The organism is Pseudomonas sp. O39, assembly GCF_045447295.1.
Classification (GTDB): domain Bacteria; phylum Pseudomonadota; class Gammaproteobacteria; order Pseudomonadales; family Pseudomonadaceae; genus Aquipseudomonas; species Aquipseudomonas antarctica_A.
This window is the reverse complement of the sequence record NZ_JBJGXV010000004.1, coordinates 391156-405323: the sequence shown is the minus strand read 5'-3', so window position 1 is coordinate 405323 and position 14168 is coordinate 391156. Positions and strand designations below refer to the sequence as shown.

Here is a 14168-nt window from a genome sequence, read left to right as displayed (position 1 = left end):
CAATCGGAGCCCCCATGTCCTGGAACAATCGCGTGGTCTGGACGGAAGGCATGTTCATTGGAACGCAGCACTTCCAGCAGCATGACCGTTATCTGGAAAACCTGATCGACGCCCGCAGTCGTCCGTTATCCGCTGGCGCGTGGGGCTTTTCCGAATTGCTGATAGACCAAGGCCTGCTGGCGCAGGGCAAGCTGGCGATTGTTTTGGCGCGCGGCCTGTTGCCTGATGGCACGCCGTTCAATATCCCCCAGGACGACCTGGCGCCGAGCCCGCTGAATATCGACGATAACCTGCGCGATGGCCTGGTGTACCTGGCCTTACCGCTCAAGCGCGCGGGTGCCCGTGACACGGTCGACGAGGGCGAAGACCTTGGCGCCGCACGTTATGTGAGCCAGGTGCGTGAAGTGCGTGACGACAACGCGCCGTTCGAAAACCGCGCGCCGGTGGCCGTGGGTTCGCGTGCCCTGCGCTTGCTGACCGCGCAAGATGGCATCAGCGATTACGCTGCCATCGGCGTGGTACGCATCAAGGAAAAACGCGCTGACCGCGCGCTGGTCCTCGATGACACCTACATTCCGCCGGTTCTGGACGTGGCCGCGAGCAAACCGCTGAGCGCCTTTCGCAGCGAATTGCTGGGCCTGCTGCACCAGCGCGGCGAAGCCCTGGCTGGCCGTGTCGTCGCCTCGGGCGCCGGTGGCGCGTCGGAGATTGCCGATTTCATGCTGCTGCAATTGGTCAACCGCGCACAGCCGCTGCTCCAGCATTTCAGCCAGTTGAGCCCGCTGCACCCGGAACGCTTTTTCAGCGAGCTGGTGAGCCTGGCCGGGGAGTTTTCCACCTTCTCCACCTCGGGCCGTCGCCCCCAGGAATACCCGCAATACCAGCACGACGACCTGGCCCTGAGCTTCGTCCCGGTGATGGCGGCCCTGCGTGAAGCGCTGTCGATGCTGATCGACAGCAAGGCCACGCCCATCCCGATTGTGGAGAAAGCCTACGGCATCCACGTGGCGATGCTCGCTGATAAAACCCTGCTCGACAGCGCCAGTTTCATCCTGGTGGTGCGCGCTGACGTGCCTGGCGAAACCCTGCGCGCGCGCTTTGGCCAGCAGAGCAAGGTTGGTTCGGTGGAACACATCCGCGACATGGTCAACCTGCAACTGCCGGGCATTGGCCTGCTGCCATTGCCGGTGGCGCCACGGCAGATCCCGTACCACGCAGGCAGCACCTATTACGAGTTGGACCGGGGCAGCGAGCACTGGCAGCAACTGAACAACTCCGGCGGTTTTGCCTTCCATATCGCCGGGCAGTTCCCGGGTTTGAACCTGGCCTTCTGGGCGATCCGAGGATAATCCGCGATGCATCCCAATGATGATGACCGCACCCAGTTCATGCCGCGTCCGGGTGGTCGCGCGCCGGAACCTGCGCGTGCAGAGCCGGCACCGCTGTCGATGCCGGCCGCGCCGATCCTGACCGGTAAAAGCCAAGGCCTCAACCCGCTGGAAAGCGCCGCTGGCCCGTTGCTTGCGCTGCTGACACGCCTGCGCAACACCATCGCGCACCCGGCGCCGGCCAGCTTGCGTGCGCAGTTACTGGCCTACTTGCGCCAGTTCGAAGAACGCGCCGAAGCCGCCGGTGTGGCGCGCAACGAAGTGCTGTTGGCGCGTTACGCGCTGTGCACCGCGCTGGATGAGGCCGTGCTGAGTACGCCATGGGGCAGCACCAGTGACTGGGGCAAACAGAGCTTGTTGATCACCGTGCACAACGAAGCCTGGGGCGGCGAAAAAGTCTTTCAGTTGCTCGACCACTGCCTGCAAAGCCCGCGCGAGCGCCTGTATTTGCTGGAGCTGTTGTACCTGTGCATGTGCCTGGGTTTCGAGGGCCGCTACCGCGTGATGAACGACGGTCGCAGCCAGTTGGAAGCCTTGCGTGAACGCACTGCCGCGGCCATTCGCAGCGCCCGTGGCGAGCACGAGCGTGAGCTGTCGCCGCATTGGCGCGGCGTGACCGTGGCGCGTGATCGCCTGGCGCAATTCATGCCGCCATGGATCGCCGTGGCCATCGGCCTGGCGCTGCTGCTGGCGTTGCTGTTCGGTTTGCGCATGAAGCTGGCGTCGGATGCCGAGCCGGTGTTCAAGAATATCCATGCCCTGGGCGAGATCCCGGTGCAGGCCATCGACCGTCCCGTGGCGCAACCGAAAGTGATTGAACGGCCACGCCTGGCAGGCTTCCTGGTGGAAGACATCAAGGCGGGCCGCGTGGCCGTGGAAGACAAGGTCGACCGTTCCGTGGTGACGATCAGGGGTGATGAGCTGTTCGCGTCAGCCAGTTCCAGCATTGTCGATGACTACCAGCCGCTGATGCTGCGCATCGCCGATGCCATCCGCAAGGTCAAGGGTCAGGTGCGCGTCACCGGGCACAGCGATAACCGCCCGATTGCCACACTGCGGTTCCCGTCCAACTGGGCGCTGTCCGAAGCGCGCGCCAAGTCGGTGCTGGAGATTCTGGCGGCCAAGACCGGCCAGGCGGATCGCTTCAGCGCCGAAGGCAGAAGCGATACCACGCCGGTGGCCACCAATGCCACTGCCGAAGGCCGTGCCCGCAATCGTCGGGTTGAAATCACCGTATTGGCGGAGGGCGTCGAGTGAAGGCGTTTTTCAGTTTCATGATTCGCTGGGTGATCCCATTGCTGGGCCTGATCGCCCTCAGCCTGATCATCTGGTTTGTCGGGCCGTTGCTCGACTTCCTGGTGCCGGAAGGGCGCCGTTGGGCGCTGATCATCCTGGTGTTTGCCGTGTGGATCGCTTACCGCGTGTTCCGCATTATCCAGGCCCGGCGTCAGGCCGCCGAAGTGATGCGCAGCCTGGCGGCCGAAACGCCGGCCGACCCCAACAGCGTCGCCACTGCCGAAGAGCTATCGACCCTGCGTCAGCGCATGGACGAAGCCCTCACGCTGCTGAAAAAGGCCAAGCTCGGCGGTGACGAACGCCGCAACCTCTACGAGCTGCCGTGGTACGTGATCATCGGCCCGCCGGGCTCGGGCAAGACCACCGCGCTGGTCAATTCCGGCCTGCATTTTCCGCTGGCCGCGCAATTGGGCGCCGGTGCGGTGCGAGGCGTTGGCGGTACGCGCAATTGCGACTGGTGGTTTACCGATCAAGCCGTTTTGCTCGACACCGCTGGTCGTTACACCACGCAGGACAGCAACTCCACGGTGGATAAAGCCGCGTGGCTGGGCTTTCTTGACCTGCTGAAAAAGCAGCGCTCGCGCCGCCCGATCGATGGCGCCTTTATCGCTATCAGCCTGTCCGATTTGCTACTGGGCAGCGACGCCGAGCGCGCCGCGCATGCCGCTGCGATTCGCCTGCGTATCCAGGAGCTGTACACCCAGTTGGGCGTGCGTTTCCCGATCTACCTGATGCTGACCAAGCTCGACCTGGTGCCGGGCTTCATGGAGTTTTTCGACAACCTGAGCAAGGAAGATCGCGCCCAGGTGTGGGGCATGACCTTTGCCCTGGATGACGGCAAGAACAGCGACAGCCCGTTGGCCCATCTGCAAAGCGAATTTGCCGGCCTGGAGCAGCGTCTCAACGAACGCTTGGTGGAACGCTTGCAACAGGAGCGCGACCCGGCGCGGCGCGACCTGATCTACGGCTTCCCGCAGCAGTTCGGCGCGTTGAAGGATTGCCTGCAAAGCTTCCTTGAAGGCGTGTTCAAGCCCAATGCCTTTGAAGAGCGCGTATTGCTGCGCGGCGTGTACTTCACCAGCGGCACCCAGGAAGGCAGCCCGATTGATCGCTTGATCGGCGCCATGGCCCAGAGCATGAACCTGGACCGCCAGCACCTGGCGCGCCAGAGCGGTACCGGGCGCAGTTACTTCATCGAAAAACTGTTCACCGCCGTGGCGTTCGCCGAGCGTGGGCTGGTGGGGGTGAACCCGAAGGTCGAGCGGCGGCGCAAGTGGATCGCACGCGGTGTATTAGCCGCTACCGTGGCCTTGGTGGTGGTGGTGAGCAGTTTGTGGTGGGTGAGTTATCGCGCCAATCAGGCCTACATCGCCCAAGTCGACCAGAAGGTCGCGCCGCTGGGCCAGACGGTACAAAACCTCAGCCCGGCGCAGCGCGAAGTCCTCGCCGTGCTGCCGTTGCTCAATGCGGTGAAGAACCTCGCGGGTGATTCGCCGAGTTGGTCCGAAGGGCTGGGCCTGTATCAAGGCGACATGCTCGAAGCCGAGTCCGCCAGTGTCTACCGCAAGCTGTTGATCGCCGTATTCGCCCCCCGCCTGGTGACGCGCATCGAAGAACAACTGCACGGCGGTGGCAATTCCGACTTCCTCTATGAAGGCCTGAAGGCTTACCTGATGCTCGCCGACAATGAGCATTACGACCCGGACTTCATCAAGGCCTGGATCGCCCTCGACTGGGACCGTAGCCTGCCGCGTGACCTGCCGGCCGATCAGCGCCAGGCGTTGACCGGGCATTTGCAGGCGCTGTTCGAGCGCCATCCGCCGAGCGCGCGACTCGACCCACGGCTGATCGACGACCTGCGTCGCCAACTGCAACAACTGCCGGTGGCTCAGCGCGTCTATGACCGCGTTAAACGTCAGAAACTGCCCGACGGCATTCCTGACTTCCGTATCAACGAAGCCGCAGGCCGTGATGCCGCGCTGGTGTTCAGCCGTAAAAGTGGCAAGCCGCTGGGCGAGCCGTTGAGTGGGTTTTTCACCGCCAAGGGCTATCGTCAGGCGTTCCTGCTGAGCAGCTTGAATCAGACGGGCACCCTGGCTGAAGAGCAGTGGGTGCTGGGCCGCGAACAGGCAGACCAGCAAAACGTGGCGAGCCTCGCCGCCGATGTGCGCCGCCTGTATTTCCAGGATTACCAGCGCCAGTGGGATGCCTTGCTTGCGGATATCGACTTTGTGCCGATCACCAGCGTGGCCCAGGCGGCCGATGTGCTGCGAGTGATTTCCGGCCCGACGTCGCCGCTGAAAAAACTGCTGGTGGCGGTGGCCAAGGAAACTGACCTGCAAGCCGAAGAGCGCCAATTGGCCGCCAAAGGCGTGCCGGTGGAAGGGGGTGTCGACAAGCTCAAGGAGCGCCTCGGCAGCCTGCTCGGCCAGGAGCAACAGACCACCAGCACTGCGCAAGCGGCGGATGATCCGGTGACCGCGCATTTCGCTGAACTCACCAGCATCGTCAGCAAGAATGAAGGCGAACCGGCCGCCATCGACGGCCTGCTCGCGGATATGAACGCGCTGTATGTGCAGGTCAGCGCCATGGTCGGTGCCAGTGGCGATGCCTTGCTCGGCGAGGCGAAGAACCAGGCGGCGGCAGCAGCCACGCGGGTCAGCCTGAATGCCGAGCGCCAGCCGCCGTTGGTGCAGGGCATGGTCAAGTCGGTGGTCAATTCCACCACCAACAGCATGATGGGCGGCGTGCGCAACCAATTGAACGCAGCGTGGGTCAGCGAAGTGGTCAACGTGTACCGCCAGTCCCTGGCCGGTCGTTATCCGATGTCGCCGGGCAGCGCGCGCGACGCCACGCTGGATGACTTTGGCCAGTTTTTTGGTGTGGGCGGGGTGATGGATAACTACTTCCGCAAATACCTGCAGCCTTATGTGGACACGTCTGCGCCGACCTGGCGCTGGCAGCCGGGGGCGGCGCAGAAGCTCGGGATTGCGCCGGGCGTGCTGCAAACCTTCCAGCGTGCGGCGGCCATTCGTGATGCGTTCTTCCGCGCCGGCGGCACCCAGCCGATTGTGCGTTTCGAACTCAAGCCGGTGTCGATGGACCCGACGATCACTCAGTTCCTGCTGGATCTGGACGGCCAGCAATTGAGCTACGACCACGGCCCAAGCCGCCCGGTGGCCATGCAGTGGCCGAACCCGGGCAGCATTGGCGTGGTGCGTATTTCCATCATGCCGCCGTCGGCCAGCGGCCGTTCGGGCGTGACCCTGGACGGGCCGTGGGCGTGGTTCCGCCTGCTGGAGCAATCGGACCTCACCGCCGGTAACTCGCCGGACCGTTTCAACCTGCGCCTGCGAGTAGACGGCGCGAGCATCGCCTACGAGTTGCGTGCCAACAGCGCCTTCAACCCGTTCAAGAGCCGTGTGCTCAGCGGCTTCAGCCTGCCGGAGCGGCTATGACGACGCTGGGTTTCTACGGCAAGTTGGCCAGCCGCGGTGACTTTGTCAGTCGCGCCTTGCCCCAGAGTTTTATCGGCCCGTGGGACAGCTGGCTGGCGGCCGGTTTGCTCGCCAGCCAGAACAGCCTGGGCGGCGACTGGCTCAACGTGTACCTGGTCAGCCCGTTGTGGCGCTTTGTGCTGGCACCGGGTGTGTGCGGGCCGGACGCTGCGGCGGGCGTGGTGATGCCAAGTATTGACCGGGTCGGGCGGTATTTTCCGTTGGCGGTGGTCGCTTTGCTGGATCACGACACCAATCCGGCGTCGCTGGTCGGCGGCCCGGACACCTGGTTCGAACAGGCTGAAGAGCTGTTGCTCAGCACTCTGGATACTGGCGCGACCTTTGAAGGCTTCAACGACGACCTCGACAAACTGGGCATTCCGGCCAGTGAGCCGCGCGCTGTGGACAGCCGCTTTGCAGGCCTGCAACGGGTTGCCGCCACCGTGCCCCACAGCCGAATGACCGCGCTCGCCGAACAGGCCTGCGAAGGTGCCAGCCTGTGGTGGGGCCGTGGCTCCCAACGTATTTCCCCTGGTTTATTGCGGTGTCAGGGTTTGCCTGCCGCCGGCGATTTTGCGCAGTTTTTGCTCGGACAAGAAGGTGTGGTGTAGATGGGGTCGACGTTCAAATCCGCGAGCAAAAGCCATGTGGGCATGGTGCGCCAGGTCAATGAAGACGCGTGCCTGGACCTGTCGGAAAACCGCCTGTGGGTGGTGGCTGATGGCATGGGCGGGCATGCGGCCGGGGACTACGTCAGCAGCCTGATCGTCGACAGCCTGCGCAGTGTGCCGGTGGGTCGGTCTTTGGATGAGTATTCGGCGGCCTTGCGCAATGACCTGATCCGCATCAACGCGACCGTACGTGAAGAAACCGCCAACCGTGGCGTGACCATGATGGGCAGCACCGTCGTTGTGTTGGCGGCGCGCGGCCTGCGTGGCGTGTGTTTGTGGGCCGGTGACAGTCGCCTGTACCGCCTGCGCGATGGCGTGCTCGAAGGCATCTCCCGCGACCACAGCTACGTGCAAGACCTGCAAGACAGCGGCCTGCTCAGCGAGGCTGATGCCCGCGTTCACCCGCGCGCCAATATCGTCACCCGCGCGGTGGGTGTGGAGGCGCAGCTGGAGTTGGCAGTGGTCGACTTGCTGATCGCCCCCGGTGACAGCTACCTGCTGTGCAGCGATGGCCTGAACAAGACCGTCGAAGACCATGAAATCCGCGAGGTGCTCAGCCATGACGCACCGGATGAAATCGTACGCAGCCTGGTGCACCTGGGACTTAACCGCGGCGCGCCGGACAACATCACCGCTATCGTCGTGAAGGTCTCGCCATGAACATTGTGATTGCGGGTTACGACATCGAAGGCGAGATTGGCGAAGGTGCCATGGCCAGTGTGTACCTGGCGACCCAGCGCTCGCTGGAGCGCAAGGTGGCCTTGAAGGTGATGGCGGCGGCGCTGGCGGCTGACCCGAGTTTTTGCGAGCGTTTCCTGCGCGAGGGCAAGACCCTGGCGCGCCTGTCCCACCCGCACACGGTGACCATCCATGACATCGGCAATGTCGGTGAGCTGTATTACATGGCCATGGAGTACCTGCCCAACGGCACGCTCAAGGAGCGCATCGCCGCCGGGCTGACGCCGGAGCAGGGCGTGACCCTGATCCGCCAGATCGCCTCCGCCCTGGGCTATGCGCATGCCCAGGGCCTGGTGCACCGCGACGTCAAGCCGGCGAACATTCTGTTCCGCGCCGACGGCACCGCCGTGTTGTCGGACTTCGGTATCGCCAAGTCGCTGGACGACCGCACCCAGTTCACCCAGGCTGGATTTGCCGTGGGCACGCCGAGCTACATGAGCCCGGAACAGGCGCGGGGCCAGGAGATTGACGGCCGCGCTGACCTGTACGCGCTGGGCGTGGTGCTCTATGAAATTCTTGTCGGCAAGTTGCCCTACACCGGCACCGATGCGCTCTCCACCGCGCTGGCTCACCTGACCGAGCCGCTGCCGGAGTTGCCGGTGCACCACGGCCGTTATCAGGACGTGCTGCGTAAGCTGTTGGCCAAGGACCCGGCCGAGCGGTTCCCGGATGCGGCGGCGTTGTTGCGGGCCCTGGATCAACTGCCGGCGGACTCGCCTGAAGCAACGCTGGTGCGGCCGCTGCCGATACCGCTGAGTTTTGATCTGGCGGGCATGACGCCGGTGTCCATCGAAATTCCGACTGAAAGGCCTCAGCCGCAACCGATTCGCCAGCCGGTGGTGACGCCGACGCAGCACAACGCCGTGTCCGAACAGCGTCGTGGGCCGGTGCTGGCGTTGGCGGCAGTCGCGGTGGCCGTTGCACTGGCGATAGGCGGTGCCAGTTACTGGTGGCTGAGCAGCGGCGATACGCCTGCTGCACCGCCCGCCGCCGTAGTCCCGAAAACACCGGCGACGCCGACGCCGCCACCTGCGCCAGTAAAACCGGCCGTGGCGGATGTGGATGGCGGTCAGCGGCCTTTGCTGATGGCCGGCAAAAAGACCTTGTTTCAGCGTGTGCTCAGCAAGCCGGGCGCCAAGCTGTCCCATGACGCCGGTGGTGCAGCCGGCGAAGCGCTGCCGGCGTTTTCCGTGCTCTACGTTTACCAGCGCAAAGACGTCGATGGCAGCCCATGGGTGCGTGTCGGTGCCGCCACTGATGGGCGCAGCGATGGTTGGTTGCCGGCTTCCCAGGTCAGCGACTGGAAGCAAAGCCTGGTGCTCAAGTTCACCGAGCGCTCGGGCCGGGCGCCGGTGATGTTCCTGCGCCAATCCTCGGAGGTGGAAAAGCTCCTGGCTGATCCCGCTGCCGCCAAGACCGTATTGGCCAAGGCGCAGAAAAACAGCGAAGACAATCAACAAGTGCTGGCGCTTGAGCCGACGGCCAGCGCGGTCCCGCAAAACCAGTTTTACCTGTTGCCGATCTTCGACGCCAAAGAGAGCTTCGATGAAAACGGCCAGCCGGTGCAGTTGCTTAACGTGGCGTCCATCGACCCCGGGAGCGCTGCCGCCGCCAAACCGGCCGCCCGTGTGATCAGCACCAACGCCGATGCGTTCCGCACCGCCGTGGTGTTGGTGGTCGACACCACCGTGTCGATGCAGCCGTATATCGACCAAGTCCGCGACGTCGTACACGAGCTGCAAACGCGCATTGCCGAGCGCGGCGAGTTGGACAGCGTCAGCTTCGGCCTGGTGGGTTTCCGCAACAGCATCAAGAAAACCCCTGGCCTGGAATACGTGGCCAAGACCCTGATCACCCTCGACCAGGGGCGCGATCCGCAACGCTTCCTCGACATGGCGCGCCAGGTCAAGGCGTCCACCGTTTCCAGCCACTCCTTCAACGAGGATGCGTTTGCCGGGGTCATGCAGGCGGTGGATGACATGGATTGGTCCGGCTACGGTGGGCGCATTATCCTGCTGGTCACCGACGCCGGCGCGCTGCGCAAAAACGACCCGTTTGCCGCCACCCAAATGAACGAAGCCGAAGTGCGCCAGGCGGCACTGGGCAAGCAGATCAAGATCTACGCCCTGCACCTGCGCACCGACGCCGGCAAGAAAACCCATGCCGGTGCGGAAAGCCAATATCGCGTGCTCACCGCCGATGCCAACCCGCAGATCGGCGACCTCTATACGCCGGTGCCGGGCGGTGATGTACGCAAGCTGGGCGAGCGTGTCGATGAGATCGGCAGCGTGTTTGCCAACCTCGTTCATCAAGTGCGCAGCAATACGCCGCAACCGGTGCCACTGCTGAGTTCCGCGCCGAGCCTGGCCGATAAGTCCGCCGCTGTCGGCTACGCCATGCACATGGATTTTCTTGGCCGCAAAACCGCGAGCCAGGCCCCGCAATTGGTCAGCGCCTGGACCGCCGACCGTGACCTGACGAACCCGGCGCTGCCGGCGTTCCAGGTGTGCGTGATGCTGACCAAGTTGCAGCTCAATGACCTGCAGCAGTCGTTGAAGCTGATCGTCGATGCCGCGCGCAAAACCCAAACTTCGCCCAAAGACTTCTTCCAGGAAATCGCCAGCGCCTCGGCCTATATGAGCCGCGACCCGCAAGCCCTGCGCAAGGGCGGCAACCTGGCCGATGGCGGCCTTCTCGGTGAATACCTGGAAGGCCTGCCGTACCGCAGCAAGTCGCTGAACATGACGCAGGACTTGTGGTTGTCGTTGAGCGTCGCCGAGCAGGAAGACTTTATTGACGAGCTGGATTCGAAAATCCGTCTCTACGAAACCTTCCACAATGACGTGGCCAATTGGGTCCGTTTCGGCGATGCCGAACCGGGCGATGCGTTGTACCGCGTACCGTTGTCGACGCTGCCGTGATGTTGAATGTGAGCGCGGTGCACAAGACCCGGGGCCTCGGTAGCCAGCGCTATAGCCTGGTGATTCCGGCGCTGACGCTGGGTGCCGGTGAGCAACTGGCAATTGTCGGGCCGAGTGGCTGTGGCAAAAGCACGTTGCTGGATCTGTTGGCGCTGGTGTTGGCGCCGGATCAGGTTGGCCGGTTTGCCTTCAACCAGGTCGACATTGGCGGCCTGTGGCGTGCCGATCAGCAATCCGCGTTGGCCGAGTTACGCAGCCGGCACCTGGGCTATGTGCTGCAAACCGGTGGACTGCTGGGGTTTCTCGATGTGCGCGGCAATATCGCCCTGTCCCGGCAACTGTTGGGGTTGAAGGACGACGGCAGCGTGGCGCGACTGGCCGAGCAACTGGAAATCAGCGATCAGTTGGCCAAAAAACCGGCCGCGCTGTCGGTGGGCCAACGCCAGCGCGTCAGCTGCGCCCGAGCCTTGGCCCATGCGCCGCAACTTGTGCTGGCGGATGAGCCGACGGCGTCCCTGGACCCGCTTAACGCTGAGCGTGTCATGCAGGCGCTGCTGGCACAGGCCCTCGAACACCGTGCGGCCTGCGTGATCGCCACGCATGACGAACCCCTGGCCCGTGCCAGCGGCTTGCAGGTGCGGCGCATCACTTGCCGTCGTGACACCGACGGCGGCGTCACCGCTACCCTCGGGGAGGCGTGCTGATGCGCAGTGGTCTGGTTGCCTCACTGGCCTGGCAGGATTACCGCAACGATGCCTGGCTGTCCGCCTGTTCGGTGTTGGCGCTGGTGGCAGTCATGGTGCCGTTGCTGGTGTTATTCGGCCTGAAATTTGGACTGGTTAGCAGTTTGACCGAACGTTTGGAGACCGATCCCGCCACCCGTGAAATCATTCCGTTGGGCGGTGGTCGATTCAGCGGCGGGTTTATCGAGCAGCTCGGCCTGCGCAGCGATGTCGGGTTTGCCGTGCCGCGTACCCGGCAGATTGCGGCGACCGCGCAGGTGGGCACACTCACCTTGGAAATGCTGCCGACGGCGCCGGGCGATCCCTTGCTGGCGGGTTTGCCGATGCCTCGGGGCCTGGACCAGATTGTGCTGAGCCACACCGCCGCTGAAAAGCTCGCGGCGCGGCCTGGCGATTGGCTGGAGACCAGTTTTGCGCGGCAAGTGGCGGGGCGCGTCGAAGCCCAGCGCACACGGTTGCAGGTGCAGGCGGTATTGCCGCTGGAAGCCTTTGCCCGCGATGGCTTGTTCGCTGATTTGGGCCTGCTGGAAGCCGCCGAAGATTACCGCGACGGTCGAGCGGTGCCCGCATTGGGTTGGGAAGGTGACGCGGTCGGTGTGAGTGAGCAGCGTGTGTACCCGGCGTTTCGCCTGTACGCACGCACCCTCACCGATGTAGAGCCGTTGCGAGTGTATTTCGCCGGGCAGAATCTGTTGGTCTCGACCCAGGCGCAAACCATCGCCCAGGTGCAGTCGTTGAGCCGCAACCTGTCTATCGTGTTCTGGATTATCGCCGGGCTGGCCTTGGCTGGCGCGTTTGCGGCGATCTTTGCCGGGGCGTTGGCCGCAGTGGCGCGCAAGCGTCGGGAGTTATCCGTGTTGCGCTTGTTGGGGTTTTCTACCGGCGCACTGTTGCTGTTTGTGGTGATGCAGGCGCTCTACAGCGCAGGTTTCGCTGCCGGGCTGAGTGCCGGGCTCTATGGCTTGGCCGAGATGGGTTTGAATCAATTATTTGTGCAGGTGCCGGGCGAATACGCCAGTCACCTGCTGGCGCGTCACTACGGCCTGGCCCTGGTTGCAGTCCTTGGCGTCAGCGCCGTGGCGGCGGCCTGTGGTGGTTGGCGAGTGGCGCGTATCCAGGCTTCTGAAGGAATCAGAGATGTATAAGTTACTGGGCGCCTGTGTGGCGCTGAGCTTGGCGTCGATGGCGTGGGCCGATGAGGCCAGCGACAAACTCGACAACCCCAAACCGCTGCCGGACGACGTCAGCCTGCCGCTGCCCTGCGAAGGCAACATGGTGTTCCGCTATGCCTACGTGCTGGCCCAGGGCACCTTGGATGACCGTGAGATCAGCCTCGGCTACCCCTTCGCCGAAGGTGAGGCGGGCTATCAGCAGTCGTTTATTTCCGGCTACCGCCGCGACTTCATCAACGGCCAGTTCACCCTCAAGGATTTGCCCAAAGACTGGAACAAAGTCATCGCGCCCTTGATGCCGAAGACCGACGCGAAAACCCCGCTCAAGCCGATGCTGTACTTCATCGGCAAGTACGAAGTGACCGCACGCCAGTACGCCCAGGTGATGTCCCAGGCGCAGTCGTTGGCCAGCGGCGAGCCGGCCCCGGCCTGCGATTTGCCCACCGGCATGGCCGCGCGTTTGCCCAAGGTGAAACTGTCGCGCTTTGAAGCCGAGCGCTTCTCGGCGGTGTACAGCGCCTGGCTGATGAAATACCACCGTGACTTGCTGCCGGTAAGCGGCCGTGGCTCCTCGGCGGAAGACGGTGGCCTGGGCTTTGTGCGCCTGCCCACCGAAGTGGAATGGGAATACGCCGCGCGCGGTGGCCAGGCAGTTAGCCGCCAGGACCTGGAAGGGCGCCTGTTCCCACGGCGCGTCGAAGGCAGCGAAAGCGACGGCCCGCTGGCGGATTACGCGGTATTCAACCAGGTTGCCGGCGGCACTGGCCAGGCCGCGCGCCTGATGCCCATCGGCACCAAACTGCCCAACCCGATCGGCATGTTCGACGTGATCGGCAATGCGGCGGAAATGGTCCAGGAATCCTTCCAGCTGGTGCATGCCGGGCGTCGCCAGGGCACCTACGGTGGCTTTGTGGTCAAGGGCGGCAATTACCTGGAAGGCGAGGGTACGCTGTTCACCGGCATGCGCCGCGAGTACCCGCTGTTCGCCGCTGACGGCACCGAGCAAAGCAACGAGACCACCGGTTTTCGCGTGGCGGTGGGGGCGTTGTCGGCGCCGCGCTCGCGTTACAAGGAGCTGTTCGCCCAGTGGCAAAAAGAGGGCCGCCTGGCCTCGTTGACCGACGCGATTGACGATGCCCAGGACCCGACCAAGCGCCTGGACAGCATTATCTCGGCCAGCGTCGATCCCAAGCTGCAAGCCGAACTGGGGCTGGTCAACGAAGAGCTCAAGCGCAACGTCTCGCTGATCGCCCAGCAACGCGAAGAGGCGGCGGGCAACCTGATCCAGTCGGCCGCGTTGGTGGCCGAGACCATCAGCAACTACAACATTCGCCTGACCAACCTGCAGAAGAGTCGCCAGCAGGCCTTGGACAACAAGGACACGGCCAGCGCCCAGCTGTTTGCCACGGCCATCGACAATGGGCGTAGCGCGCTTGATGGCGCGGTGGCGATCTACATCGACAACCTGGCCACCGGCACGCGCTACACCGATGCGGTTATCCAGGCGCAGTTTCAACGTATCAAGGAAGAGTTGGATCGCAAGCCAGTGCTCGGTAAAAGCCTGGTGACGCGCGCGACACTGTTCGTTCGCCATGTCGGCAACTACCGCAAGCAACAGCGGGCCGACCCGGCAACGATATTGAAGGAATTGCTCGCAGCGAGCGGTCAGCGGTCTTGACCGCTGGTTGTATGGCGAGCTTGGAAGGGACTCAGGCGGCGGTGGGCCGTGCTGGGCAAGTCAA

At 63.9% G+C, this 14168-nt stretch carries 9 protein-coding genes; all 9 read left to right on the top strand.

Features of this window, described 5'->3' with window-relative positions:
• The first annotated feature begins 14 nt into the window (after positions 1–14).
• The 9 genes from tssK to ACI77D_RS08775 are packed head-to-tail and all read left to right on the top strand — an operon-like array spanning position 15 to position 14104.
• Positions 15–1349 (top strand): type VI secretion system baseplate subunit TssK, encoded by a 1335-nt coding sequence (gene tssK / locus ACI77D_RS08815; protein ID WP_407016399.1) that lies wholly within the window; start codon positions 15–17, stop codon positions 1347–1349.
• Positions 1350–1355: 6 nt separating this feature from the next.
• On the top strand, positions 1356–2645 hold the full coding sequence (locus tag ACI77D_RS08810; protein WP_221295907.1) for a DotU family type VI secretion system protein: 1290 nt from the start codon (positions 1356–1358) through the stop codon (positions 2643–2645).
• Positions 2642–6142 carry a type VI secretion system membrane subunit TssM gene (gene tssM, locus ACI77D_RS08805; protein ID WP_407016398.1) on the top strand — a complete coding sequence of 1167 codons (3501 nt, stop codon included), beginning with the start codon at positions 2642–2644 and terminating at the stop codon, positions 6140–6142. The genes ACI77D_RS08810 and tssM overlap by 4 nt, the downstream gene beginning before the upstream one ends.
• Complete coding sequence (tagF, locus tag ACI77D_RS08800) at positions 6139–6792, top strand: type VI secretion system-associated protein TagF (RefSeq protein ID WP_407016397.1); 654 nt, start codon at positions 6139–6141, stop codon at positions 6790–6792. Before tssM ends, tagF begins: the two co-directional genes overlap by 4 nt.
• Entirely contained in the window at positions 6793–7512 is a 720-nt protein-coding gene (locus tag ACI77D_RS08795; protein WP_064454739.1) for a PP2C family serine/threonine-protein phosphatase, read from the top strand.
• Positions 7509–10511 (top strand): serine/threonine-protein kinase, encoded by a 3003-nt coding sequence (locus ACI77D_RS08790; RefSeq protein ID WP_262666574.1) that lies wholly within the window; start codon positions 7509–7511, stop codon positions 10509–10511. The genes ACI77D_RS08795 and ACI77D_RS08790 overlap by 4 nt, the downstream gene beginning before the upstream one ends.
• On the top strand, positions 10511–11215 hold the full coding sequence (locus tag ACI77D_RS08785; RefSeq protein ID WP_221296160.1) for an ABC transporter ATP-binding protein: 705 nt from the start codon (positions 10511–10513) through the stop codon (positions 11213–11215). Before ACI77D_RS08790 ends, ACI77D_RS08785 begins: the two co-directional genes overlap by 1 nt.
• Positions 11215–12399 (top strand): ABC transporter permease, encoded by a 1185-nt coding sequence (locus tag ACI77D_RS08780; RefSeq protein ID WP_407016396.1) that lies wholly within the window; start codon positions 11215–11217, stop codon positions 12397–12399. The genes ACI77D_RS08785 and ACI77D_RS08780 overlap by 1 nt, the downstream gene beginning before the upstream one ends.
• Positions 12392–14104 carry an SUMF1/EgtB/PvdO family nonheme iron enzyme gene (locus ACI77D_RS08775; RefSeq protein WP_128589688.1) on the top strand — a complete coding sequence of 571 codons (1713 nt, stop codon included), beginning with the start codon at positions 12392–12394 and terminating at the stop codon, positions 14102–14104. The genes ACI77D_RS08780 and ACI77D_RS08775 overlap by 8 nt, the downstream gene beginning before the upstream one ends.
• Positions 14105–14168: the final 64 nt, after the last annotated feature.